The sequence below is a fragment of the Flavobacterium sp. PMTSA4 genome, from assembly GCF_032098525.1.
Lineage (GTDB): Bacteria > Bacteroidota > Bacteroidia > Flavobacteriales > Flavobacteriaceae > Flavobacterium > Flavobacterium capsici.
Genome location: NZ_CP134890.1, coordinates 2,525,599 through 2,550,463, shown reverse-complemented (window position 1 = coordinate 2,550,463; position 24,865 = coordinate 2,525,599). Strand labels below are relative to the sequence as shown.

Below are 24,865 nucleotides of genomic sequence, written 5' to 3'. Positions count from 1 at the left end.
AAAAAATATAATGCTTAGCCGTAAAAACAAACTTTTGGTAATGAAAATTATAAGTTTGTTCTCGGTAGTTCGTGGCTATAACATTCCAATTATAGTACTAGCACAATATCTTTCGGCTATATTTATTCTGGCTCCAAAAAGAAGAGCGCTTGATGTTTTACTTGATGTCAATTTATTTCTAATCGTTTTTCTTTCTGCTTTAACCATTGCTTCGGGCTATATCATCAATAATTTTTACGATAGAGAAAAAGATTTAATCAATCGTCCAAATAAATCGATGCTCGATAGATTAGTTAGTCAAAAAACGAAACTACAAGTTTATTTTGCAGTAAATTTTATTGTTTTTTTATTAGCTTTCTTGATATCTATTAGAGCAGTTTTGTTCTTTTCTAGCTATATATTTTTAATTTGGTTTTATTCTCATAAACTCAAAAAAATGGCTTTCATTGGCAATTTAATTGCTTCTTTTTTAGCTGTTTTACCATTTTTTGCCATTCTGTTGTACTATAAAAATTTCTATTCTCAAATTTTTGCTCATGCAACCTTTTTGTTTTTATTGATTTTAATTAGAGAAATGATTAAAGACCTAGAAAACATTAAAGGTGATGTTGCTAACGATTATCAAACAATTCCAGTTCTTTTTGGCGAAAAAATATCAAAACAAATCATTACTGTTTTAACGCTCGGAACGCTAATTCCGGTTTATTTATTGATTGAAATATTTGAAGTTGGATATATGGACATCTATTTCTATTTCAGTTTAATTGTTCTACTTTTCTTTTTACAGCTACTTTGGAAATCCAATGACAAATCAGGTTATTTAAAACTTCATAACATTTTGAAACTACTAATTGTTTCGGGTGTTTTCTGCATTGTGCTTATTGAACCTGAAGTTTTAATTCATGGAAAACGATTATTAAAATTATAATTTTCTGAAATAAATAACATTATCAATTACTCATTAATCAATTATCAATTCTAGAAAAGCTATCTTTGCAAAAATTCTAGAATCATGAATAAGAAGGAAGGCAACAATAAACGAAACACCTCACGACCAAATAGTTCGAGACCAAGTTCGAATAAGCCAAAACCTGCCATGCCAAAACGTGCTCAAGGTCCAAAAAAAGTAAAACCATCAACCGATGATGCTACTCCAAAAAGAACAACAAAACCTTTAAAAGCGACTTCAAATAATTCTCCAAAACCACTAAAATCTGATGATATCCGATTAAACAAATACATTTCAAATTCTGGTATTTGTTCGCGTCGTGATGCTGATATTTATATACAGTCTGGAAATGTAAAAGTTAATGGTCAAGTTGTAACTGAAATGGGTTACAAGGTAAAACCCGGAGATGTTGTTAATTTTGATGGAAGTATAATTTCTCCTGAACGTAAAGAATACATCTTACTGAACAAGCCGAAAAACTTCACAACTTCAAACGAAGATGATGCCGACCATAGAAATGTTATGGAATTAGTTCGTGTTGCTACAAAAGCAAAAATTCAACCAATTGGAAGAATGGATAAAAACACAACAGGTTTATTGGTTTTTACTAATGATACAGATATGATTAGAAAATTCAGCTTACCTAATCAAAAATCAACAAAAATTTATCAAGTTTCTTTAGATAAAAATCTAAAATTTGAAGATTTAGAAAAAATTTCAGGTGGCGTTACTCTTGATGGTCATCGCCTTTATGTAGATGAAATCAGTTATATTGAAAATGAACCTAAAACAGAAATTGGACTTAAATTAAGAACTTCAAATGTAAAAGTTGTGCGTTCTATTTTTGAAAGTTTTAGTTATAATGTTTTAAAAGTTGACCGAGTTTCTTTCGCTGGTTTGACCAAAAAAAATCTACCTCGTGGAAACTGGCGTTTTCTAACGGAGCAAGAAATAATTAATTTGAAAAACGTATAAAAAAGTTATATTTACTCTTTAAAATCCCAGTTCTTTTGGGATTTTTTTATTTAAATAAATTATGTCAACAGAAAAAAACCTATCTATTGCTCATCTTTGGTTTGAAGCATTTAATGCTCATAATCTTGAAAAATTATTATCGCTTTATGATGATGAAGCCCAACATTTTAGTCCAAAATTAAAAATCCGACATCCAGAAACTAATGGATTAGTAATTGGCAAAAATGCTTTAAGAAACTGGTGGCAAGACGCTTTTGAAAGATTGCCAACACTTCATTACAAGGTAACTTCGTTGACTTCAAATGATGATAGAGTTTTTATGGAATACATCCGAACAGTTTCAGATGAAGAAAACATGTTGGTAGCAGAAGTTTTGGAAATTAAAGAAGGTAAAATTATTGCTTCCAGAGTTTATCATGGTTAATTTTATATTTTTATTAACGTAGGATTTTTGCAAAATTTTTAGTTTTACCAAACTCAATCAATTCATTATGAGAAAAACATACACCTTTTTAACTTTCCTTTTAATTTCAATTCTAATGATTAGCTGTAAATCTGAAGAAAAAAAAACAATTGATTTTAAATCTATAACCGATAATTATTTCAAAGAAAAGAATAATTTAAATCCATTAGAAGCAACTCAAAATGGACAAGCTGAATATAATGATAAATTAGTTTTTGAAATGACTGATTCTTTTAGAAAGCACAAAAAAGAGGTCTATTCAAATGTTTTAGAAGAATTAAAATCTGTAAATTATAATTCTCTTTCAGAAGAAGAAAAAAACAGTTATGATATAATGAAATGGGATGCAGAAATTGAATTAGAATTATTAAAACATAAAACTAATTTAATGCCAATTCAGCAATTTTGGGGAACACATTTAACAATGGGACAATTTGCAAGTGCAGAAAGTGCTCAACCATTCAAAAATGAAAAAGATTATGATAATTTTTTAAAAAGAATGGATTTATATTCCGTTTGGATTGATTCTGCAATTGTTTATATGAAAAAAGGAATTGATGAAAAAATTGTTTTGCCAAAAGCTTTATCAGAAAAAATTACACCTCAATTTGAAGCATTAATAACCAAAAACATTGAAGATAATTTGTTCTATTCTAGTATTAAAAATTTCCCATCTGATTTTAGTGATGAACAAAAAAATAATTTTTCAAAAGCTTATACCACTACCATTAATAAAAAATTAATTCCTCAATTTCAAAAAATGGTAAACTTCTTGAATTCAGAATATATTCCAGCCTCAAGAGAAACAAGTGGAATTGGAAGTTTAAAAGGCGGAAACGAATTGTATAAAGTTTATGCAAAACAATGGACAACTACTTCAAAAACTCCTGATGAAATTCATCAGCTCGGTTTAAGTGAAGTTGCCAGAATAAAAGCCGAAATGGAAAAAGTTAAAGAACAAGTTGGCTTTAAAGGAACAATAGTTGAGTTTTTTGATTACGTTAGAAACAAACCTGAATTAATGCCATTCACAAAACCTGAACAAGTGATTGCTAATTTTGAAAAAATTCATGCTACTATAAAACCTAATGTAGATAAATTATTTTCATTACAACCAAAAACGCCTTTTCAAATAAAGAGAACAGAAGCCTTTAGAGAAAAAACTGCAAGTGCTGAATACAATCAAGGTGCAGCCGATGGTTCAAGACCAGGAACTTTTTATGTTCCAATTCCAGATGTAAAAAAATACAACTATTATGGAGATGAAGATTTGTTTTTACACGAGGCAATTCCGGGGCATCATTTTCAAATTTCATTACAGCAAGAGAATCAAGATTTACCAGATTTTAGAAAATACAGTTGGTATGGTGCTTATGGTGAAGGTTGGGCTTTATATACCGAAAGTTTAGGAAAAGAATTAGGACTTTATACTGATCCTTATCAATATTTTGGAATGTTAAGCAATGAGATACACCGCGCTATTAGACTAGTTGTTGACACTGGAATTCACAGCAAAGGTTGGACAAGAGAACAAGCAATTAAATATTCGTTAGAAAATGAAGCCGAAAGTGAAGCAAGTATTATTTCAGAAATAGAACGCTATATGGCAATACCTGGTCAAGCACTTTCTTATAAAATTGGTCAGTTGAAAATTCTTGAATTACGAAAAAAAGCGCAAGATAAACTAAAAGACAAATTTGACATCAAAGTTTTTCATCAAAAAGTTTTAGAATCTGGGGTGATGCCTTTAGCTTTACTTGAAAAGAAAATAAATAATTGGATTCAATTTTCTAAATAAAAATAGAGTTCCTCAAAATGAGGAACTCTATTTTTTTATGTTACTTTCTAATAATTCAAAATTTATTGGATTTCCGTTTACGTCAAAATATTGGTAAAAATATTTTAATTTACCATCAAATTCTTCTATTCGAACATCCATTTGGTAAAATCCGCCTTTCCATTCAACAACAACGCTAAAAGAATATTCAGCAACTCCAAAACTATTAGGCAACGTGCTTGAATAAACTAATCGTCTTGATTTCAGATTTAATATATTGATATCAAAGTTTTCAAAAGTTCCTATTCCATATTCATTGAAATCAATACTTTCCTCGTCGTGATGACCAATAGTTCTGCTTCTTTTCTTAATGTCTTTTGGATCATTATAAATGTCCTTAATCGAAATAATGACATCTTTTAATGAACTCTTCCCCACATTAAAAACATAAAAACGAAGTTGATGCACATAAGTAGCAACATTAGCTGTTAATTCACTACTATCAATATTTTTCTCATCTGAAAGTTCTAAATCGGTAATTTCAATTAAAGGCAAATTATGACCAATCATGCTTTCAAAAGAAGCATAATTCTCTGATGAAGAAAAAACATCTGTTTGCAGTAGTTTATGTTCTTCTATAACTTTTGTTAATTTTTCTATTTCTTTTTTTACCTTATTTAATTCAACCTCAGTTTCGTTTTTCTTACCTTTCGAATTTTTATTGTACAGATAAATAAAGACTATTGATAAAATGACTAAAAGACAACCTAATGATAGTAACAAAATTGTTATCATAAATGTTCCTTTATTTAGTTTTGATGTTTAAAATTCAAAACGCTCTAATTGTTAAATTATGAACTAAATCTATAGCAAAACTTACTATAATTAAATTTTTAACGACAAATGACTAAATAATAAGTTAAAATTACATAAATCAGCATCCATTCGCTGTCTTTTTGATATAAAATAAAAAAGCCCAAACTTTCGTTTGAGCTTTCTGTGCGGGTAATAGGACTCGAACCTACACGCCTTGCGGCACCAGATCCTAAGTCTGGCACGTCTACCAATTTCGCCATACCCGCAAAAATTGTGAGTGCAAATATAGTCATTATTTTCAAATTCCAAATAGTAATGTCTATTTTCCAAAATAAATACTTGGTTAGTTTTTCGGAATTTGAATTCGTATATTTGACCTTATAATAAAAACACACAATGGACAATATCAAACAATACGTTCAAGAAAACAAAGAGCGTTTTATCAATGAGTTAATTGAATTATTAAAAATCCCTTCTGTTAGCGCAGATACTGCTTATTCTCAAGATGTTATTGACACGGCTGAAGCAGTAAAAAGTAGTTTAGAAAATGCAGGTTGTAATTTTGTAGAAATATGTGAAACCGATGGTTATCCAATAGTTTTTGGTGAGCACATTATTGATAAAAATTTACCAACCGTTTTAGTTTACGGTCATTATGATGTTCAACCACCAGATCCAATGGAACTTTGGACTTCACCACCATTTGAACCCGTTATTAAAACCACTGAAATTCATCCGGAAGGAGCAATTTTTGCTCGTGGTGCATGCGACGATAAAGGTCAAATGTATATGCATGTAAAAGCTTTTGAATACATGATTAAAAACAACTGTTTGCCTTGTAACGTTAAGTTTATGATTGAAGGTGAAGAAGAAGTTGGTTCAAAAAGCTTGAGCTCATTTGTTGAAAATAATCAAGAAAAATTATCAAATGATGTAATTTTAATTTCCGATACTGGGATGATTTCTAACCAACAACCGTCAATCACAACAGGTTTACGCGGTTTAAGTTACGTTGAAGTTGAAGTTACAGGTCCAAATCGTGATTTACATTCAGGTCTTTATGGTGGTGCAGTAGCAAATCCAATAAACATTTTATCAAAAATGATTGCATCGCTTCATGATGAAAATAATCACATTACGATTCCAGGATTTTATGATAAAGTTGAAGAACTTTCATCAGCAGAAAGAGCAGAAATGGCTAAAGCACCATTTAGTTTAGAAAATTATAAAAAGGCTTTAGACATCAATGATGTTTATGGTGAAACTGGCTATGTAACCAATGAAAGAAACTCTATTCGACCAACACTAGATGTCAACGGAATTTGGGGTGGTTATACTGGTGAAGGTGCAAAAACAGTTATCGCTAGCAAAGCATATGCAAAAATTTCTATGCGATTAGTACCAAATCAGGATTGGCATGAAATAACAGAATTATTTACCAAACATTTTGAAAGCATTGCTCCAAAAGCAGTAAAAGTTAAAGTAACTCCACACCATGGCGGACAAGGATATGTTACGCCAATTGACAGTATTGGTTATCAAGCCGCTAATAAAGCCTATACTGAAACTTTTGGTGTTCAAGCAATTCCTGTTCGTTCTGGCGGAAGTATTCCTATCGTAGCCTTATTTGAAAAAGAATTAAAATCAAAAACTATCTTAATGGGATTTGGTTTAGATTCGGATGCGATTCATTCTCCAAACGAACATTTTGGAGTTTTTAATTACTTAAAAGGAATTGAAACGATTCCATTGTTTTATAAGTATTTCGTAGAATTAAGTAAATAAATTTAATACTAAAATTATAAAAAATCCGTTTTAAATAAAACGGATTTTTTTATGGCCAAACAACTATTCAACCTTATTTTCTTAATTTCAATCTGCTTACTACTCACAAATTGCAAAACCAACAGAACCGTTAATGGTTTTAAACAAGGAAAATGGATTTCAATTGACACAACTAACAATCAAGTTTACAAACATGTAGAATTTTACAAAAAAGGTGAAGAAGTAAAAACTTGGAAAACTTTTAAAAATAAAAAAAAGTATAAAGTAGAAAAATACAAAAAAGGAATTTGCTTGGTTACTTACTATCATCCGAATGGTAAAATTGCCATTAAAGGTCAAACCAAACAAGAGGTTTCAGAAAAAGAAATTCATTGGTATTATTTTGGAGATTGGTTATTTTTTGATGAAAACGGTAAACTAACCAAAACTAAGATTTACGAAAACGGTACTTTTATAAATGATTTTGATTAAAAAAAACACCAACTAAAAAGTTGGTGTTTTTATTTTATTTTGTCAATTCATGAACTGACCTGTAAACATAATCACCATGAACACCTGTGGTATATTTGTTCATTTTTTCATTAAATGCTTTTCGTTTGTCATCATCATTCCAATTTGCATTGTATAGTTCACCATTTTTTTTCAGAGCACTTTCCAAATCTGCCAAAGACTCAACTACAAAAACTTCTGTAAATTGAGTTTTATCTGAACCCCAAGCATGTTCGTTAGGATAATATGCCTTTATTAAATCGTTCTTATTTATTACAGCATCAAAAAATTGTTTGCTTAATTCATCAAATTCCTTATCGGTTCCATTTTCTGGGAAAGCAAAATGACTTACTCTAACATAGTAAACCATATCTTTATCAAAATTAGCTTTTGGTGTTTTTTGGACTGGCAAAGTTGCATAAATCTCATCTGAATGTTCTTTGGCGTAATATTTTGCTCTTTTTGTGAAAAACGCTCTTCTGTCTTTTTCATTAGGCCAAGCAGCTTTAATTAGTTCTTGTGTTTTCTCCGCAGCTTTTTCAATATCACTCCAAGATTCATAAGTTGTAACCAAAATTAACTCTGTATTATCCGCAGTAAAATAGTGCATCAAATACAATTGTCCTTTAATTAATGGATTCTTTTTAACTACTTTATCAAGATATTCTCTTTCTACAGCTTTCCATTCATCCATAGAAAAATTTTCCATATCCATATTCCAGTGCATTTTTGTTGCTGTAACAAAATAGGGGTTTGTCTCTTGAGCAAAAGAGAAATTGCTCAATAACAGCATTATTAAAAATACTGTTAACATTGACTTCATTTTTTTCATAATTTCAAAATTTGTTTATAATTGGTTATTGATTACAAATTCGAAATTTGGGACTGAACTTTTAGGTATTTATCAATGGGTAATGCTAATATACAAAATTTATTTCATATTATATTAATAATGAATTACTTATATTTTTATTAAACTATGTCTTTTAATTAAAAAATATCTTCAAAATATAAAATTCAAGGTCAATTTTTATACTAAAACTATTTTTTTGGCGTTATATTTGTGTATCATCAATCAAAAATCAATCAATCATGTTAAAACGTTTTTTCCTTTTATGTTCAGGTGTAGATAATAACATTGTGAACTCTTGTTCAAACGGTGAACAAAACAAATATGCCGGAATTGGCGCCACCGTTTTCTTTACAGCTGTTATGGCTTTTATTGCTAGTAGTTATGCGCTTTTTACAGTTTTTGACAATGTTTACACTGCAATTCCCTTTGGAATTGTTTGGGGATTTTTAATTTTTAATCTTGATAGATTTATAGTTTCCACAATTAAAAAGCGTGAAAGTTTTTTAGACGAATTTATTCAAGCAACACCAAGAATTGCTTTAGCAATTGTAATCGCAATTGTGATTTCTAAGCCTTTGGAAATAAAAATTTTCGAAAAAGAAATTGCTACAGTTTTATTGAAAGAAAAAAATGCCATGGCTTTGGCCAATAAAAAAGAAGTAGCTAATTATTTTCAAAGTGATCTTGATAAAAACAAAGCGCAAATAGATAGTTTAAAAAGCGACATTAGTAAAAAGGAAAAAGAAGTAAACGATTTATATAGTGTATATATTACTGAAGCTGAAGGCACAAAAGGAACAATGAAACTTGGAAAAGGTCCGGTTTATAAAGAAAAACGCGAAAAACACGATGCAAGTTTAATAGAACTCTCTGAATTAAAGAATAAGAATCAAGCAAAAATTGCAGATTTAGAAACAAAAGCAAAAACTCTACAATCAGATTTGGATAAAAAAGTATCTGAAACGGAGCCAATTATTGATGGATTTGATGGATTAATGGCAAGAATAAATGCATTAAACAAACTACCATGGTTACCTTCCTTTTTTATTATGCTTTTATTTTTTGCAATTGAAACTTCTCCAATTATAGCCAAATTATTATCGCCAAAAGGTGAATATGATTTTAAATTAGAAGATGCTGAATTAGCTGTTAAGAATGTTTTAGCGCAAAATAAACATCAAAGCGAATTACAAAGAAAAACTGATGCTGAAATATATGATAAAGTTTATGCTGACATTCGTGATGATAAAGAATTATTCAACTACAAGAAAAAAGGAGCAATCGAACTATTAAAGCTCCAAGCCGATGGTTTTGTTGAAAAACAGAAAAAATCAATGTAAATAAAAAAATCCCTTTCAATGTGAAAGGGATTTTTTGTTTACATAAAGCTTAAAATTTCAGCTTTCATTTTATCATATTCTGCTTGCATAATTAATCCGTTATCAAGCAATTTTTTATAATTCTGTAGTTTTGAAAACAATTCGTCTTGCGACAATTCACCAAGGCCTTTTTCAGAAACTTCTAATTTCTCGCCTGGAAACTGTTTTTCATCTCTATAACCAGAAACTGGTACAATTTCGGCAAAATCAATGACCTCTTCCGTAGGCGTTTCTTCTATTTCTTCAACTTGAGAAATTGATGATTCTGTTTCATTCTTTACTTCATTTACTAAAGTTGAATTTTGAACAGGATTTTTTAATAAATCTAGTTGTTCTTTAGCAAAAGTATATAACTTTCTTGCTTGATTTTTTGGCAAATAATCAATTGTTTGTGTTAAATCAGTTTTGGTAGTAAAAGTAAAATCAGCACCAAAAATTCCCTCTTTTACAAAACTCGCAGCAATATCATCCCAATCATAATCAACGAATTCCATTGATAATCCTAAGTTTTTTGGCTTACAAAGAATAATTCGCTTGTTGGTTACAATTACACTATCAGGAAGAATGGTTACTGCTGGTTTTTTTTGCACAGCAATGTATCCAACTTCTTCATTAGTCATCAACAAATTCTCCAATTTTGCAGTGATTTTCTCGATAGCTTTTGGATCCTGATCTTCGTTTAATATTTTCTTTAAGTTTTCTAACATCTTCAAAATATTTTTTCTGAGTACAAAAGTACAGTCTAATTTTCTAATTAAAGAATTTCATTTTGAATTTTTTTTGTTAAGCTTTTAAAAACCAATTCGTAAGAATGATTGATTAATTCACACATCATTTTATCATTAACATCACTGTTAAAATCAACAGTATTCCAATGAATTTTACTCATATGATAACCTGGATTTATAGCTTCATATTCTGCTCTGAGTTCTTGTGCCTTTTCGGGATTGCATTTTAAATTAAGTGAAGGTGTTCCTTTTTCCCATTCTTTTAATGAAGTTAGACAAAACATTTTCCCCCCAACTTTAAAAACCAAAGTATCTTCATCAAACGGAAAATGTTCGGTTACTCCTTTTTTGGAAAGACAAAACTCATATAACTGCTGAATGTTCATATCTTATATAAAATTGGCTTACTTGGCGAAGCATCGTTTTCAAAAGAAGCAATTTGAAGATTTAAAAGATAACTTCCATCCGCAACTTCATCTGCAACAAAAATCATTTCAGTAATTGTGCAATTTAATCGTGCATCTTTATTAAGATTTTCAACATCTTTCACATTCCAAAAAGCTTTATGTGCCAATAATTTCCCTTCATCTTCTTCCCTGTCAACACTTGGCAAATCAATTAATAAATGCTGAATTCCTTTCTCACGAATAAAAATTGCCGCTTCTTCACTCAAATATGGCGGATTGGTATTTGAATAATTTTTAGATTTTTTTGACTCAGAATTTGGCAATGTTCTAATGATTAAAGCTTCAGAATTTTTGTTTTCTAATGCTTTTTCTAATTGAGATTTTGTTATTACTAAATCATTTGCAAAACTTTCTGGTTGAATTGAAATTAATTCTGCTGAAAAAAAAAATTGCTTTAAACACTGATTTATTGAATAAAACGCTTTGGTAATATGACCTAAACATTCAGTATGCGTTCCGTGTCCGTGTGGATTAAAAAAAATGTTATTAAAATTAGTAGAACTTCCTTCGGAAACTTTTCCTATCCAATCACCAAATTTTACAGGTTCAATTTGTGGTTTTTCAATATACCAAGCTATTGGATTTTTATCAGTATTTGATAATGGAATGGAAATATCAATAGGCTTTGATAAATCTATTTCAAATTTGTTGTCAATTATTGCTTTCATCATTCCAAATTTAGTAAAAACAAATCACTCGCAATTCCATCGCTTAAAAACTTACCAGATTTAGTAGTTCGTAAAATATTTTCATCTACAAAAAGTAAATGGTCTTCAATATATTTTTCGGCTTGTTGGTTCAAATAATCTAAATATGTTTTGCCAAACTCTTTTTCAACTCTATCTAAAGAAATTCCCCAAACAGTTCGTAAACCTGTCATAACATACTCATTATATCTATCTGTTTTTGATAACATTTCGGTTTCTGATGGCAGTTTGTTTTCTTTCAAGGAGTTAATATAAATACTGTTATTCGAAATATTCCAACTTCGTGTAACACCATCATAACTATGAGCTGAAGGACCAATGCCTATGTATTTTTTTCCTAACCAATAACTCGAATTGTTTTTTGAAAAATAATTTTCTTTACCAAAATTGGATAACTCATAATGTATAAATCCATTTTCTTCAAGTTTGTCAACCAATAAGTGAAAATGCTCTTGCGCTAATTCATCATCAAGTTGTGGAATAATACCTTGCTTTATAAACTTATGTAAAGCCGTTTTAGGCTCAACAGTCAAAGCATAACTAGAAATATGTGGAATATTAAATGACAAAGCAGTTTCGATGTTTTGAAGCCATTTTTCTTTACTCATATTAGGCATGCCGTAAATCATATCAATCGAAATATTATCAAAATATTTGGTTGCAAATTCCAAACATTCTTTTGATTCAATTGCATTATGAGCTCGATTCATTAACTTTAAATCTTCTTCAAAAAATGATTGAATTCCGATGCTTAATCTATTAATTCGTGAGTTGGCAAATTCAATTATTCGTTCTTTAGATAAATCATCAGGATTGGCTTCAATCGTAATTTCAGGATTTTCAACAACTTTATAATGTTTAAAAACTTCATCTATCAAAAATTGTAAATCTGAAATCTGCAATATCGAAGGTGTTCCACCACCAAAATAAATTGTTTCAACAACATCGTCGCTAAACTCACTTTTACGCAGTTGAATTTCGTTTGCCAATGCTGTAATCATTTCGTCTTTCTTCTTTAATGAAGTAGAAAAATGAAAGTCGCAATAATGACAAGCTTGTTTGCAAAAAGGTATGTGAATGTATATTCCAGACAAAATTATTTCTTTACACGTTCTTCATTTTGTTTCACAAAAGCATCCCAACCCGAATAACTTTTAGTTCCTATTACTTTTCCTGAATTAAAAAAGTGACAAACTGCAGCAGCTAAACCATCCGTAGAGTCTAGGTTTTTAGGTAACTCTTTTAATCCTAAAAGTTGTTGAAGCATTTTAGCAACTTGTTCTTTACTGGCATTTCCATTGCCTGTGATGGCCATTTTTATTTTTTTTGGTTCGTATTCTGTTATTGGAATTAGTCTTGATAAACCTGCTGCCATGGCAACGCCTTGTGCTCTACCTAATTTTAGCATGGATTGCACATTTTTTCCAAAAAAAGGAGCTTCGATAGCTATTTCATCAGGATGATGGGTTTCTATCAACTCAATGGTTCTCTCAAAAATGACTTTTAATTTGGTATAATGATCATCATATTTACTTAAAATCAATTCATTCAATTGAATAAATTCCATTTTTTTATTAATAACTTTTATCAAACCAAAACCCATAATGGTTGTTCCTGGGTCAATTCCTAATATGATGCGTTCGTTAGCCAATTAATTTAATTTATGTAAAAGTAAATACTTATTTGATAATAAATAAAAAAGGTCGTTATAAATAACGACCTTTTAATTATAAACTGAATAAATTATTCTACTACAATTTTTTTGGTAATTTGTTTTTCGCCATCTTGAACTTTAACTAAATAAATTCCAGATTGAATATTACTTAAATTAATTGTTTCGTTAAAGAAACCATTATTTTGATAGTCATTTGAAAAAACACTTCTACCTCGAATATCAAATACACCAACATTAATTTTATTCGTAGAATTTGAATTAAATGAAATATTGAAATTCCCATTATTTGGATTTGGATACAAACTAAAATTTTGCAATGAGTTTTCATTAACTTCCAATGGAACAGCAGTATTTTTACATAAATTAAGCGTCCATCCATTAATTGCTCCACCATCTAAATTAAATTGATCAAATACTCGTAAAGTCCATATCCCATTCATAGTTTGACCATTAAAGGCAGTTAATGTTTCCAATGGAATAACAACTCCCGATATTGCTGGACTCACTTGACAAACTAATGGTATTCCAGAATCATCAAATGTAGCAGTTATATTTTCTAACTCAGCATCTGCACATGGTCTTTGAACTAATTTAACTTGTGTTCCTGCTGGACTAATTAAAGTAATTGTTAAATCGTTTACATAAGTATGAGAAATATTCAAAGTAACATTAACATCAGATATTACATCTGTATCTGGAACAGACAAAGTTGAATTAACAGTTACATTTGCTGTAGTTGGAATAGTTATTGGCACGTTTGTAGAATTGTAATTTGTACATGTAATTTGACCTGTTTTAAACAAGTAAACTTGACTGTAATTACCAAAACATGAACTATTTTTCGGCAATACTCTCCAATAATATTGTGTAGCACTTGATAAGTTATTCAAAGCAAAACTATTTGTAGCAACAGTTCCCGAATAACTTATGGTTGAAAAATTTGGATCTGTAGAAACTTGAACATCATATAAAGTAGCATTTGAATCTGCTTGCCAGGTTAGATTTAATGCTGAATTTTGACCAATAGCTTGATTTGCAGGTGATGTTAAGATTAAATTATTAAAGGTTGAGTTAAGTAAATTTAAATAAAACGGAACTGTTTTACTCGTAACGCCATCTGTAGCTGTTACTGTTAAATTATAGAATGCAGCAGTCAAGTTATTAGTATTTGAAATCGTCATTGTAACATTTCCGCTAGAAGTCATTGTATTTGGAGTAAAAGTAACTACCGAACCAGCAGGTTGACCAGAAACTGAAAAAGTAGTTGTACCACTAAATCCAGCATAAGCAGAATAAGGAATTGTGTAATCTATTGTTGCGCCAGTACATGCTTCTTTATTTTGTTGTTCAGCAATCCCATTGAAAGCAATTGCAAAACTTGAAGTTGGAGCTGTAATTGTGAAATTAGCATTAGAAATATCAAAGAAAATATGCTTATATCCTTTCACCATTATTCTATTAGCTGTACCAACATTGTTTGGAACCGTTATCGTTTCTGAACCATCATTTGGAACTTTACTTGCTAATAGAATTGGATATGTAAAACCTCCATCTGTAGATAAAAATATATCAACATAAGCTGCATTAACATTATTAGAAGTTGTTCCTGCAACGTCCCAAGTTACTGTTTGATTTGAACCAACTGTCCAAGAAACAGCTGTATTTGGCGATGAAACTAAAAATGGTCCAGCTGTGGCATTTACTGTTACAACCATTGCATCAGAATTAGTTTGACCTGCACCAGCATAATTATCTCTTGCGGTAAATACAAAATTTAGTGTTCTAGCAACAGAACTTAATGCTTCAACATTAATTTCCGAACCAGCAGTAGTTGATTGATTTGCTATTATACTTTGAATTCTAGGAAAATATCTTGAAGGTGAAGTCGTAGGATTATAAGATCTCCAATTTGGACCACCTAATTTGGTCGCAGATGCTCCACTATTAGTACCCGTTTGTGAAGGTGTAGTGGTAATCGCTGAATCATTTTGTTCCCAACAATATGTCATTGTATCACCATTTCCATCGTAAGCTGTACCTGTTAAAACGAAAGGAGTACTTTTTGGTATTGTATAATCAAAACCAGCATCTACCTCTGGAGTAATATTTGTTAGATTTATTCTTTGTGGACAAGTTTTTGCAACCATATTATCCTGAATTTGTTTAATGTTTGCATAAATAAAATAAGCATCTGAATGAGGTTGTACGTCTTGAGCCGTAATTCCAGCATATCCCATAATAGTAGAACCTGAACCTGGTTCAACATTAACACCACTTCCTTCTACACTATTTGAAAATGTATGATTCCCTCCAAATTGATGTCCCATTTCATGAGCAACATAATCAATATCAAAATTATCTCCCATTGGAACTCCATCTGCTGGTGAAGTTTTTCCACTTCCTTTAACTCCATTTACACAAACACATCCTATACATCCCGCACTTCCGCCACCACCAGTTGAACCAAACATATGACCAATATCATAATTTGCTTCACCAATTACATTTGTTAAAGTAGTTTGCAATTGTCCATTCCATGCACCAATATTAGTTGAATAAGGATCAGTATTTGGATTAGTATAAACAACTAATGAATTGTTAGCTATCAAGTTCATATGAATAGCTAAGTCTTTCTCAAAAACTCCATTTACTCTGGTCATTGTTGCATTCATTGCTGCCAAAGCACCGTTAACAGTTCCTCCAAAATAAATGGCATATTCTCCATTACATGAAAGAGCTAATCTAAAATTCAATAATTGACCTGAACTTGATCTATTTTGAGAATTTAAAGATTCCTTTAATTCATTATTTAGTTTAACATCTTCTGTTGAACATACAAATGGTAAATTTCCTCGTTTTCTGTCTGCACTTGTAAAGAAAGCATAAACAGAACTATCTTGAGAATATGGCTCAAAAAATTCTGTTCCTTTATCTGCTCTGAAAATTATTCCTTGAAAACCACTTGGATCTGAACTCATTCTAATTATTGCAGTTTTATCATCAATTCCTTTTCCAATGTATGATCTAATCTCTGGAAATTGAGCCTGTAATTGAGGATCAAAATTTGAAAACTCAAACATTTGAAAACGTTCAATATCTCCATTTGAATTTGGAACTGAAATTACAACTTTTGAAGAACTAGTTGTCAATCTATTTGGTGATTGTTGTAATAAGTTTTTTAATTCATTTGCTGCTACTTGATACAAGGTAAAATTGTCTGGAAAACTATTTCTTTGGACAAATTTATTTGGTGTAATTTCTCTCGATTCATTTTTCTTCCAAATATCTTTTTGAGAAAATGAAGAAAAACAAAGAAATAATGCAATAATTAGTAATTTAATTCTCATTTTTTTGTGGTTTTTTTAATGAATTTTGTAAATAGTCGCTAAAAATATAAAAAAAATTAAAGCTTGTTTATTTTTTATGAATAAAACTCAATAATGGATAATTAGGTTTCCATTTTTTTAATAGTTTATTTTGTCGAATGAATTTGAAAAGGATAAATAAAGCTCTAATTTTAATCTTAAAAGTCTCAATAATTGCTCTTGCTTTTTATTTTATCTATTATAAATTAGTTACAGACAATAAAATTATTTGGAGTGATTTTGAAACCAAAATCAAAAATAAATTCTCTTTTTGGATCATAATTCTTTTACTACTTTTTAGCATTCTAAACAGATATTTGGAAATTTTAAAATGGAAAAATCTTGTTTTATCGATTGTTCCAATTTCTACTTATGAAGCAACAAAACAAGTTCTTGGAGCATTAACTGCAGGCATTGTTACCCCGAATGGAATTGGAGAATACGCTGGAAAAGCTCTTTTTTATGAAAAAATTAAAACCAAAAAAATTATTCTACTTAATTTAGTTTGCAATGGTGTTCAAATGATTTTCACTGTTTTTTTTGGACTAATAGGTTTATTTTTTCTTGAATATTATCAATTTGGTTTTACAATAATTGGAATTGGAATTATATTGTACCTGATAATTACTTTTATTAAAAAGTTCAAAATAAAAGGATATTCGTTAAGTGTTCTTTTTGAAAAGATTAATAAAATTCCAAAAAAAATTCATCAAAAAAATATTTTACTTGGTTTTCTAAGATATTTAGTTTTTTCTCATCAATATTATATTTTATTTTTAATTTTTGATGTTCATTTGCCTTACTTGACATTAATGTCAACAATTGCTGTTGTTTATTTTTTAGCTTCATCATTGCCAAGTTTTCAAATGTTTGATTTTGCGGTAAAAGGTAGTGTAGCTTTGTTTTTCTTTGGTAAATTTGACATAAATGAATGGACGATAATTTTTATAAGTACTTTAATGTGGTTTTTGAATGTCGTTTTACCAGTAATTTGGGGAAGTTTTTATGTCTTAAATTTTAAATCAAAATGGAAATAGCTTTTATAATTATAGTATTAATTTATTGCGTTTTTATCCTTCAATTTGTTGTTGGATTTAATAAGATAAAAACCTTTTCATTTAGTAATGAATTAAAACCTAAAACATCTTTTACCATTATTGTTCCCTTTAGAAATGAAGCAAAAAATTTACCTAAGCTTTTAAAATCATTCTCTAAACTAAATTATCCAAAAGAATTAATAGAAATTATCATGATTGATGATGATTCTGAGGATAATTCGAGTTCAATTTTTATTCAATGGCGAATGCAAAATGATGAAATTGACACTACTTTGTTAGAAAATCTTCGATTGACTAATTCACCCAAAAAAGATGCAATTGCCCGAGCAATGCCAATTGCTAAAAACGAATGGATTATTACAACTGATGCCGATTGTGAAGTTAAAAAAGATTGGCTAAAAACTATTGATAATTATATTCAGACCAATGTGGTTGAAATGATTGCTGCACCGGTAATCTATAAGACAAAAAATAACTGGTTTCATCAATTCCAACAATTTGATTTATTGAGTTTGCAAGGAACGACTATAGGTAGTTTTGGAATCAATAAACCATTTATGTGCAACGGCGCAAACTTTGCTTACACTAAAAAACTATTTTTAGAACTCGGTGGTTTTGGTGAAAACGATTCGTTTGCATCTGGTGATGATGTTTTTTTACTTCAAAAAGCTATTGCTAAATATCCTGAAAAGGTTAGCTTTTTAAAGTCGAAAGAAGTTATAGTAACCACAAAACCAGAAAATGATTTATTCAAACTTTTTATGCAAAGAGTTCGTTGGGCAAGCAAGACTTCGAGTTATAAATTTAATTATCCAAAAGTATTAGGATTAATTGTTTTGATGACAAATGCTATTATTGTCTATGGAATTATTGCCTTGATTTTAAACAAATTTGATTGGAGAATATTGCTTGTATTATTCCTTATGAAATATATTGTTGATTATAGTTTATTACATAAATCAAATAAATTCTTGAATAAAAGCAAGTTTATGCTTCCTCTCGCAAGCAGTTTAGTTTATCCCTTTTTTGTAACAATTGTTGGGGTTTACAGTTTATTTGGTAGTTTTAAATGGAAAGGCAGAAGTTTTAAAAAATAACTATTCCATTTTTAAAATAACCGGAAGAATAAATTGTGTTTTTACAGGAATTCCTCTTTTTATAGCTGGTTTTATTTTAGGTAAATCAACTAATCTTGAATGCAAAATGCTGTCTATTTTGATGGTATCATAGGCAACGGTGTCTTTTGGAAATTGTGGCTCAAATTTTAATGCTGAATCTGGGAAAATTGTAACTTTTACTTCAATGGTATCCAATTCATGAAATAAATTAGCTAATGAATCAACCGCTAATTTTTGTTGAATTGTTTCAGTCAAAAATTCGAAAAAGCATTGTTTTCTTTCTTCTTCGTTACTAATCTTTTCACACTCAATTACGGTTGGATATTCATCAATTTCTTTCCAATTGATTTCTTTCATTTGCTGTTCTAAAAGTTCTTTTTCAGAAGGAACTTTCTTCTCAAAATAAGAACAAGAAAAACTTGAATACAACAATAAGAAAGCAATCGCTTTTTTCATGAATTTATATATGCATTAGTTTTCAAAAATAGTAAAATAGTTGTGTTTTAATTTGAAAAAAAGGAAGAAACATTTTTGGGAAGCAAAATAGTCTGTTTTTTTGGTAAAAACAAAAAAGCCATCTCGAACAAACGAGAAAGCTTTTCATCGGTCTAACTACTAAACCTGCTACGAGTTACAAATTCGTAGCGAAACAACACAACTAATCTTAAATACCTTTTTGGGCAAAAAAGGTTTTCATTTCTGAAAACCTTTTCCCAATTTAGCGGTCTGGACGGGACTCGAACCCGCGACCCCATGCGTGACAGGCATGTATTCTAACCAACTGAACTACCAAACCTTCGCTTAATTGCGGTTGCAAATATACAATGGTTTTTTATATCTGCAAGGATTTTTTAAAATTTATTTTTATAAAAATTTATTTTTTAGCCAAACATTTGCTTTTCAACCAAGTATGTTGTGAGGATTTTTTCGAAACTATCATCAACAGATACAGGAACGTATTTAATTTTGTTTTGCATACAAGTCATTGCTATTTCTTTGAAATAGCTTTCTACCTTTTCTTCGTAGAGTGTTTTAATATTTTCTGCAAAAAGATTTAGCTCTTCGCCAGATTCTAAATCGATGAACTTTCTTGGTGAATTATCGAAATCAAATTGTATTTCAGTTGCTTTGTCATATACATGGAAAACTACTACTTTGTGCTTGTTATGCTTCAAATGTTGCAAGGCATTGAAGAGTTTTTCTTTGTCTTGATTTTGAAACATATCGGTAAACAAAACAATCATGGAACGACGATGAATTTTCTCTGCGATTTGATGCAAATAAGTAATAGTATCGGTTGTTTTGGTTTGTTTTGGCTTTTCTAATAATTCTTCCAAAATGTTTAATAACATTCTGTGATGTCTATCAGAACCTTTTTCGGGTGCATAATAATCGTATTTATCTGAAAAGATGCTTAGTCCAACTGCATCACGTTGTTTTTTGAGCAAATTCATCAATACTGCTGAAGCAAGAACTGAAAAACCTATTTTATTTTTATAGAATGGTTGGTCATTTTCTAGTTTTGGATAATACATAGAAGAGGAATTGTCAATGATTAAATGACAACGCAGGTTTGTTTCTTCTTCGTATCGTTTTGAATATAATCTGTCGGTTTTTGCAAAAAGTTTCCAGTCGATATTCTTGGTGCTTTCGCCTGAATTGTAGATTTTATGTTCGGCAAATTCGGCAGAAAACCCATGAAACGGCGATTTATGCATTCCTGAAATGAAACCTTCAACGACTTGATTGGCTAACAATTCGAGATGCTTGAAACCTGAGATTAATTCTTTTTGTTGTTCTATCTTCATAATTACATCGTGTGATGAGATTGGGTTGAGTCAAAGATATTGAAAAAGTTTTGATGGTTTTATGGGTTTACTCTTTTTCGGGATTTGGTTGGTTTATTATGGCTGCAATTTCTTTGAGTTGTTTTAGCGGAATAGTTCTTAATGTTTCCTGCCATTGGTTGTCTTCTGGCTTTTGGAGCAAGTTATTTAAAGGATGATTTTGAGGCAAAACAGAATTTTTAGAGTTTCTGTAAACAAACAAATCATTGGGTTCGCAATGGAGGTTTTTACATAATAATTCGACATGGTCTATGCGCATTACTCTTACTTCGTTATTAAGCAATCTGGTGGCAGTATGAGGAGCGATGCCTATTTTGACAAGAAATGAATAGGGTTTATCAATTTGTCTTGCGGCAAAAATGGTTTTTAAGTTGTAAGCTAACATATTGTATTTGTTAAATTATAAAACGTTTATTTTAAAATATAAAAGTATGATTCTATTTTATAAAATAACTATTCTATAATATAAAATTAACATTCTAAAATATAAAACATTTATTGTAATATATAAAAGTAAATTGCTATAATATAAAATACAACTGGCAGAATATAAAATACAATTAGCAGAACATAAAATTAAATAGGGATAATTAATCTTTTATAATATTGTTAAAAATAAAGTTTAATAAAAAAGGCCTAACTTTCGTTAGACCAATTTCTGCTTAAAAACTCAAATTACCACAACTTGCTTTCTATTTTTTATCTTTCACAGGTTTGTCAATTAAATTTGGTGGTAGCTGCCCGAAATTAATTTTGTTCCCATCAGACCACATTGCTTTTCCTGAATTATTTAGATTGTTCTCGTTAAACATCACCTCGTTTAGATTGGAATCAAAATCCTTTGACAAAATTGAATCTGGAATTGATGTTCTATTGGCATCAATTCTATCACCAACAGCTATCCAAGAAATTGTTACATTGCTTGTACCATTGCTTAATTCTTTAATGGTAAATCCATTTTTATCAACAGATTCAATATAAATTCCGTTGCATTGTCCCATTGGTGTGGTAGTCACCACCGGAATATCGCCTAAAAGTTTTTTATATTTTTCATCAAATTCTACTCTTGCAACACCGTTATTCAAATTGATTTTACCTTTTTTATAAATGACGCTTTCGGTAGAGGTTACCGCATAAGCAGCCGTTCTCGAAGCTCCTGTTACAACCAGCTCAATTTGCTTACCCGAAGTATATTCATCACCATTATTGTAGGACGCAAACAAATTACCGGAATTAATAGCGCCTATAAGGTTTCCTCTACTCCAGGAACCAATTAAACCACCATAAAAACCACCGCCAATACTAAACTCAGTTGTTGTCTGTGCCATTCTACCTGTTCCTGAACCATATCCTGCAGCAGAAGAATAAATTCCATAAGTAACTGACGCACTGCTTTTATATCCTAGACTTGACCAATACGTTCCACCAACACTTGCGCCTAAAACACCTCCTGTACGAGTAAAGTCGTTGAAACAAAAACCTGTAGTCCCAAACGTATAAGAGTCACCCCAAACGTTATAACCGCTAGTGGCACCATTACTATCATCTATCCCATAACCGGTTCCATCATTACGAGAATCACGTGTACGGTATCCATAAATTGCATTTTGACCATCTCCATTGGCTGTCAATTGATTCATAAAGACATAAAGCCTATTATTAGTGCTTGGCGTATCACCAATACTTATATTAGCCGGTGCCGTAGCCAAATCATTCATGTTCATTCCATAAATAACATTGCTTATAGAGAGTTGATTGCTTCCATTTACCGTATTTACATTGGCATTGTTACCAATTGCAATGTTGTTTGAACCCGCTATGTTTCCTGATAGAGTGGTATTGCCAATCGAAATATTATTTGAACCTGTTACGTTTTCAAATAAAGAAGGAGAACCAATAGCAATATTATTTGAACCTGAGGAATTAGAAATTAATGTACGAACACCAAAAGCAATATTATTGCTTCCCGATGAATTGTATTCCAAACTCCGGTAACCAATTGCTGTATTAGAGTTACCTGTATTATTAGCCGAAATTAGCGACCCCATTAATGAATGATAACCAACTGCGACGTTGCCGTTATCGTAAGCGGTTGTTCTATTATTTGCAAAACGCATAGCATCCTCACCAATTGCTATGGCTTTAGATCCAGCTCTATTCTCATACATAGCATTTAGTCCAATAGCTATATTCGAACTTCCTATATCATTATTCATCAAAGAATAAGTACCTATAGACACACTATTATCCCCTGTTGTATTGTTTTGGAGTGCATAGTCTCCTATTCCAGTGTTATGGAATCCAGTAGTATTGTCCGTTAAAGAAAAACTACCTACTGCTGTATTCCCTACACCTGTTTGATTACTACTCATAGAAAAAACTCCAATAGCAACATTGTTACCCCCTGTTAAATTGTTTACAAGTGTTTGATATCCTACAGCTGTATTATTGTTACCTGTATTGTTGGCCGGAGTTGTTGAACCCATTAATGATTGATAACCAACAGCAACGTTTTTATTATCAAAAGCAGTTGTTTTATCGTTGGCATATCTCATAGCATCATTGCCGATTGCAACAGCATTAGAGCCAGCCTTATTGTATCTTAAAGAACCAGACCCTAAAGCGACATTACTTACCCCAATGGTATTATCCTCCATTGCTTTGTATCCTACTGCTGTGTTCCAATCACTTAAATTTTTACTAAGCGCTTCTGAACCTAAAGCAGTATTTCCATTTCCTATTACATTTAATTTTAATGCCCCAAATCCAATTCCAACATTATCAAAACCTGTATCTGATGCTCCAGCCATTATTCCAAAATAAGTGGTTAAACGTTGTGAGTTATCTAATATTCCAGCAGGCAAGTTTTGAACTTTAAATCTTAGAGAAGCTAAATCTGTAGTACCTATGAAATTAATAGTTGAATCTGTTCCCGCATTTCCATTTAATCCCCAAGCATTGGCTGTATTGGCACCCACACCTTTCCAACTCGTCGAAGGATTATCCCAATAATAAAACCCTATTGGATACCCTGGATTAACCGTGGCAAGAAAAATCATCATGCCATTCTGTGCGGCATTAGGATTCAAAATTGGGAATGTATTGACGCGAGGAATGATAATACCATCATCAACTGCAGGTGTAGAAGCATTGGATGGATTAATTTGCAATTTAGCACTAGGTGCAGAAGCATTAATTCCTATTTTTGATGTGATTGTAGAATTCATACCTGTGCCATAAATAACATTGTTAATAGAGAGTTGATTGCTTCCATTTACAGTATTTACATTGGCATTGTTGCCAATTACAATATTATTTGAACCTGAAGTGTTTCCTGATAAAGTGCTATTACCAATGGCTATATTTGAACTTCCCGTAGTATTTTGACTCAACGCTTCTGTTCCAAATGCTAGGTTATTACTACCCGAAGTATTAACAGTTAAAGATTGATAACCTAAGGCTGTATTATTATTCCCCGTATTGTTGGCTGGAGTTGTTGAACCCATTAATGATTGATAACCAATGGCAACGTTTTTATTATCAAAAGCGGTTGTTGTATCGTTTGAATATTGCATAGCATAGCTGCCAATAGCTACCGCATAAGATCCTGTAACATTCTTGTCTAGCGTGTGTTCTCCAATAGCAACATTATTGTTTCCAATAGTATTGTCATTCATTGCTACTGTTCCTAATGCAAAATTAGAGTATCCGGTTGTGTTTTTATTTAACGCAAGCTGCCCAATAGCTACATTACTTGATCCCCATGTATTTAGATTTAAAGCATAACTTCCTATACCTACATTCCAAAATCCAGTATTAATTTCCCCTGCTCTATGTCCAAAAAAAACTGCATAGTTATCACTTCCTCCCAAGTAACCTGATTGTATATTATTAGTTTTAAAAATTAACGGCTTATCATCAGTCGTACCAACGAAATTTGTTCCAGGTGTTGTTCCTGAGTTTCCAGTTAAATTCCAACCCGAACCATTCCCAAATCCTTTCCAACTGGTCGTAGCATTATCCCAATAATAAAAACCAGGTTGCTTCCCTGCCGAAGTTGTAGTTAAGTAAACCATCATGCTGTTTTGTGCAGCAGTTGGATTGGTTACCGGGAACGCATCTATTTTAGGGATAAGAATACCATCATTATTGGCAGGTGTTGCCTGATTGGTCGATTTAATTTCTAATTGTGCCGCTGGTGTTGTGGTGTTGATTCCTACTTGAGCATATCCAAAATAAATAGTAAGTAGAAAAGCTAATGGGACAAATAACTTTCTCATCTCTATAGTTTTTAAGCATTTAATTTTTTAAGCATTACAAATGTGATTAAGATTTGCTCGATAAAAAATCATAAAAGGACGAATGACAGTTTAAATACACAAACGACATTTTATGAGGAAAAATTATTTATATT

Annotated in this window: 21 protein-coding genes and 2 tRNA genes; 9 read left to right on the top strand and 14 right to left on the bottom strand. The window is 30.8% G+C overall.

Annotated features, from left to right (window positions below; genetic code table 11):
* Positions 1-10 precede the first annotated feature (10 nt).
* The 4 genes from RN605_RS11655 (at position 11) to RN605_RS11640 (ending at position 4,185) form a co-directional block, all read left to right on the top strand.
* A complete protein-coding gene (locus tag RN605_RS11655; protein ID WP_313324971.1) occupies positions 11-928 on the top strand; it encodes a geranylgeranylglycerol-phosphate geranylgeranyltransferase in 918 nt (305 codons plus the stop codon).
* Between the two features lie 84 nt (positions 929-1,012).
* Complete coding sequence (locus RN605_RS11650; protein WP_313324969.1) at positions 1,013-1,924, top strand: pseudouridine synthase; 912 nt, start codon at positions 1,013-1,015, stop codon at positions 1,922-1,924.
* Positions 1,925-1,985: 61 nt separating this feature from the next.
* The gene (locus tag RN605_RS11645) at positions 1,986-2,348 is read left to right on the top strand and encodes a nuclear transport factor 2 family protein (RefSeq protein ID WP_313324967.1); all 363 of its coding nucleotides are present in this window, start codon (positions 1,986-1,988) and stop codon (positions 2,346-2,348) included.
* A 67-nt stretch (positions 2,349-2,415) separates the two neighbouring features.
* Positions 2,416-4,185 (top strand): DUF885 domain-containing protein, encoded by a 1,770-nt coding sequence (locus RN605_RS11640; protein WP_313324966.1) that lies wholly within the window; start codon positions 2,416-2,418, stop codon positions 4,183-4,185.
* Positions 4,186-4,212: 27 nt separating this feature from the next.
* On the opposite strand, the gene RN605_RS11635 is transcribed toward RN605_RS11640, so the two are convergent.
* Together RN605_RS11635 and RN605_RS11630 are read right to left on the bottom strand one after the other, a co-directional pair.
* Complete coding sequence (locus RN605_RS11635) at positions 4,213-4,959, bottom strand: hypothetical protein (protein ID WP_313324965.1); 747 nt, start codon at positions 4,957-4,959, stop codon at positions 4,213-4,215.
* Positions 4,960-5,164: 205 nt separating this feature from the next.
* A tRNA-Leu gene (locus RN605_RS11630) sits at positions 5,165-5,246 on the bottom strand.
* Between the two features lie 130 nt (positions 5,247-5,376).
* Between RN605_RS11630 and RN605_RS11625 the strand changes: the two genes are divergently transcribed.
* Entirely contained in the window at positions 5,377-6,765 is a 1,389-nt protein-coding gene (locus RN605_RS11625) for a dipeptidase (protein ID WP_313324963.1), read from the top strand.
* A 51-nt stretch (positions 6,766-6,816) separates the two neighbouring features.
* The gene (locus RN605_RS11620; protein WP_313324962.1) at positions 6,817-7,236 is read left to right on the top strand and encodes a hypothetical protein; all 420 of its coding nucleotides are present in this window, start codon (positions 6,817-6,819) and stop codon (positions 7,234-7,236) included.
* A 34-nt stretch (positions 7,237-7,270) separates the two neighbouring features.
* Here the strand turns inward: RN605_RS11620 and RN605_RS11615 are convergent, their stop codons facing one another.
* Entirely contained in the window at positions 7,271-8,068 is a 798-nt protein-coding gene (locus RN605_RS11615) for a hypothetical protein (RefSeq protein ID WP_313324959.1), read from the bottom strand.
* A 278-nt stretch (positions 8,069-8,346) separates the two neighbouring features.
* On the opposite strand from RN605_RS11615, the gene RN605_RS11610 reads away from it, so the two are divergent.
* A complete protein-coding gene (locus tag RN605_RS11610; protein ID WP_313324958.1) occupies positions 8,347-9,447 on the top strand; it encodes a DUF4407 domain-containing protein in 1,101 nt (366 codons plus the stop codon).
* Between the two features lie 38 nt (positions 9,448-9,485).
* Here RN605_RS11610 and RN605_RS11605 read toward each other — a convergent pair whose 3' ends face one another.
* The 6 genes from RN605_RS11605 to RN605_RS11580 form a co-directional block, all read right to left on the bottom strand.
* On the bottom strand, positions 9,486-10,193 hold the full coding sequence (locus RN605_RS11605) for a PH domain-containing protein (RefSeq protein ID WP_313324956.1): 708 nt from the start codon (positions 10,191-10,193) through the stop codon (positions 9,486-9,488).
* Positions 10,194-10,240: 47 nt separating this feature from the next.
* Positions 10,241-10,600, bottom strand: coding sequence for an MmcQ/YjbR family DNA-binding protein (locus RN605_RS11600; protein WP_313324954.1), 360 nt, complete (start codon positions 10,598-10,600; stop codon positions 10,241-10,243).
* Positions 10,597-11,349, bottom strand: coding sequence for a cyclase family protein (locus RN605_RS11595; protein ID WP_313324953.1), 753 nt, complete (start codon positions 11,347-11,349; stop codon positions 10,597-10,599). Before RN605_RS11595 ends, RN605_RS11600 begins: the two co-directional genes overlap by 4 nt.
* Positions 11,349-12,482, bottom strand: coding sequence for a radical SAM family heme chaperone HemW (gene hemW, locus RN605_RS11590; RefSeq protein WP_313324952.1), 1,134 nt, complete (start codon positions 12,480-12,482; stop codon positions 11,349-11,351). The genes RN605_RS11595 and hemW overlap by 1 nt, the downstream gene beginning before the upstream one ends.
* 2 nt (positions 12,483-12,484) lie before the next feature.
* Entirely contained in the window at positions 12,485-13,039 is a 555-nt protein-coding gene (gene ruvC / locus RN605_RS11585; RefSeq protein WP_313324951.1) for a crossover junction endodeoxyribonuclease RuvC, read from the bottom strand.
* 92 nt (positions 13,040-13,131) lie between these two features.
* Positions 13,132-16,410, bottom strand: a complete 3,279-nt coding sequence (locus RN605_RS11580; protein ID WP_313324950.1) for a zinc-dependent metalloprotease — start codon at positions 16,408-16,410, stop codon at positions 13,132-13,134.
* 137 nt (positions 16,411-16,547) lie between these two features.
* On the opposite strand from RN605_RS11580, the gene RN605_RS11575 reads away from it, so the two are divergent.
* Positions 16,548-17,465: a hypothetical protein gene (locus tag RN605_RS11575; RefSeq protein ID WP_449536218.1), complete on the top strand. Its 918-nt coding sequence runs from the start codon at positions 16,548-16,550 to the stop codon at positions 17,463-17,465.
* Complete coding sequence (locus RN605_RS11570; protein WP_313324947.1) at positions 17,456-18,583, top strand: glycosyltransferase; 1,128 nt, start codon at positions 17,456-17,458, stop codon at positions 18,581-18,583. The genes RN605_RS11575 and RN605_RS11570 overlap by 10 nt, the downstream gene beginning before the upstream one ends.
* Here the strand turns inward: RN605_RS11570 and RN605_RS11565 are convergent, their stop codons facing one another.
* The 5 genes from RN605_RS11565 to RN605_RS11545 all read right to left on the bottom strand — a co-directional run bounded on the left by RN605_RS11565 (position 18,584) and on the right by RN605_RS11545 (position 24,731).
* Positions 18,584-19,060 (bottom strand): hypothetical protein, encoded by a 477-nt coding sequence (locus tag RN605_RS11565; RefSeq protein ID WP_313324946.1) that lies wholly within the window; start codon positions 19,058-19,060, stop codon positions 18,584-18,586.
* Between the two features lie 266 nt (positions 19,061-19,326).
* A tRNA-Asp gene (locus RN605_RS11560) sits at positions 19,327-19,400 on the bottom strand.
* A gap of 85 nt (positions 19,401-19,485) precedes the next feature.
* Positions 19,486-20,412 carry a DUF58 domain-containing protein gene (locus RN605_RS11555; protein ID WP_313324944.1) on the bottom strand — a complete coding sequence of 309 codons (927 nt, stop codon included), beginning with the start codon at positions 20,410-20,412 and terminating at the stop codon, positions 19,486-19,488.
* Between the two features lie 67 nt (positions 20,413-20,479).
* A complete protein-coding gene (locus tag RN605_RS11550) occupies positions 20,480-20,836 on the bottom strand; it encodes a helix-turn-helix domain-containing protein (protein ID WP_313324943.1) in 357 nt (118 codons plus the stop codon).
* A 307-nt stretch (positions 20,837-21,143) separates the two neighbouring features.
* Entirely contained in the window at positions 21,144-24,731 is a 3,588-nt protein-coding gene (locus tag RN605_RS11545) for a beta strand repeat-containing protein (protein WP_313324942.1), read from the bottom strand.
* Positions 24,732-24,865: the final 134 nt, after the last annotated feature.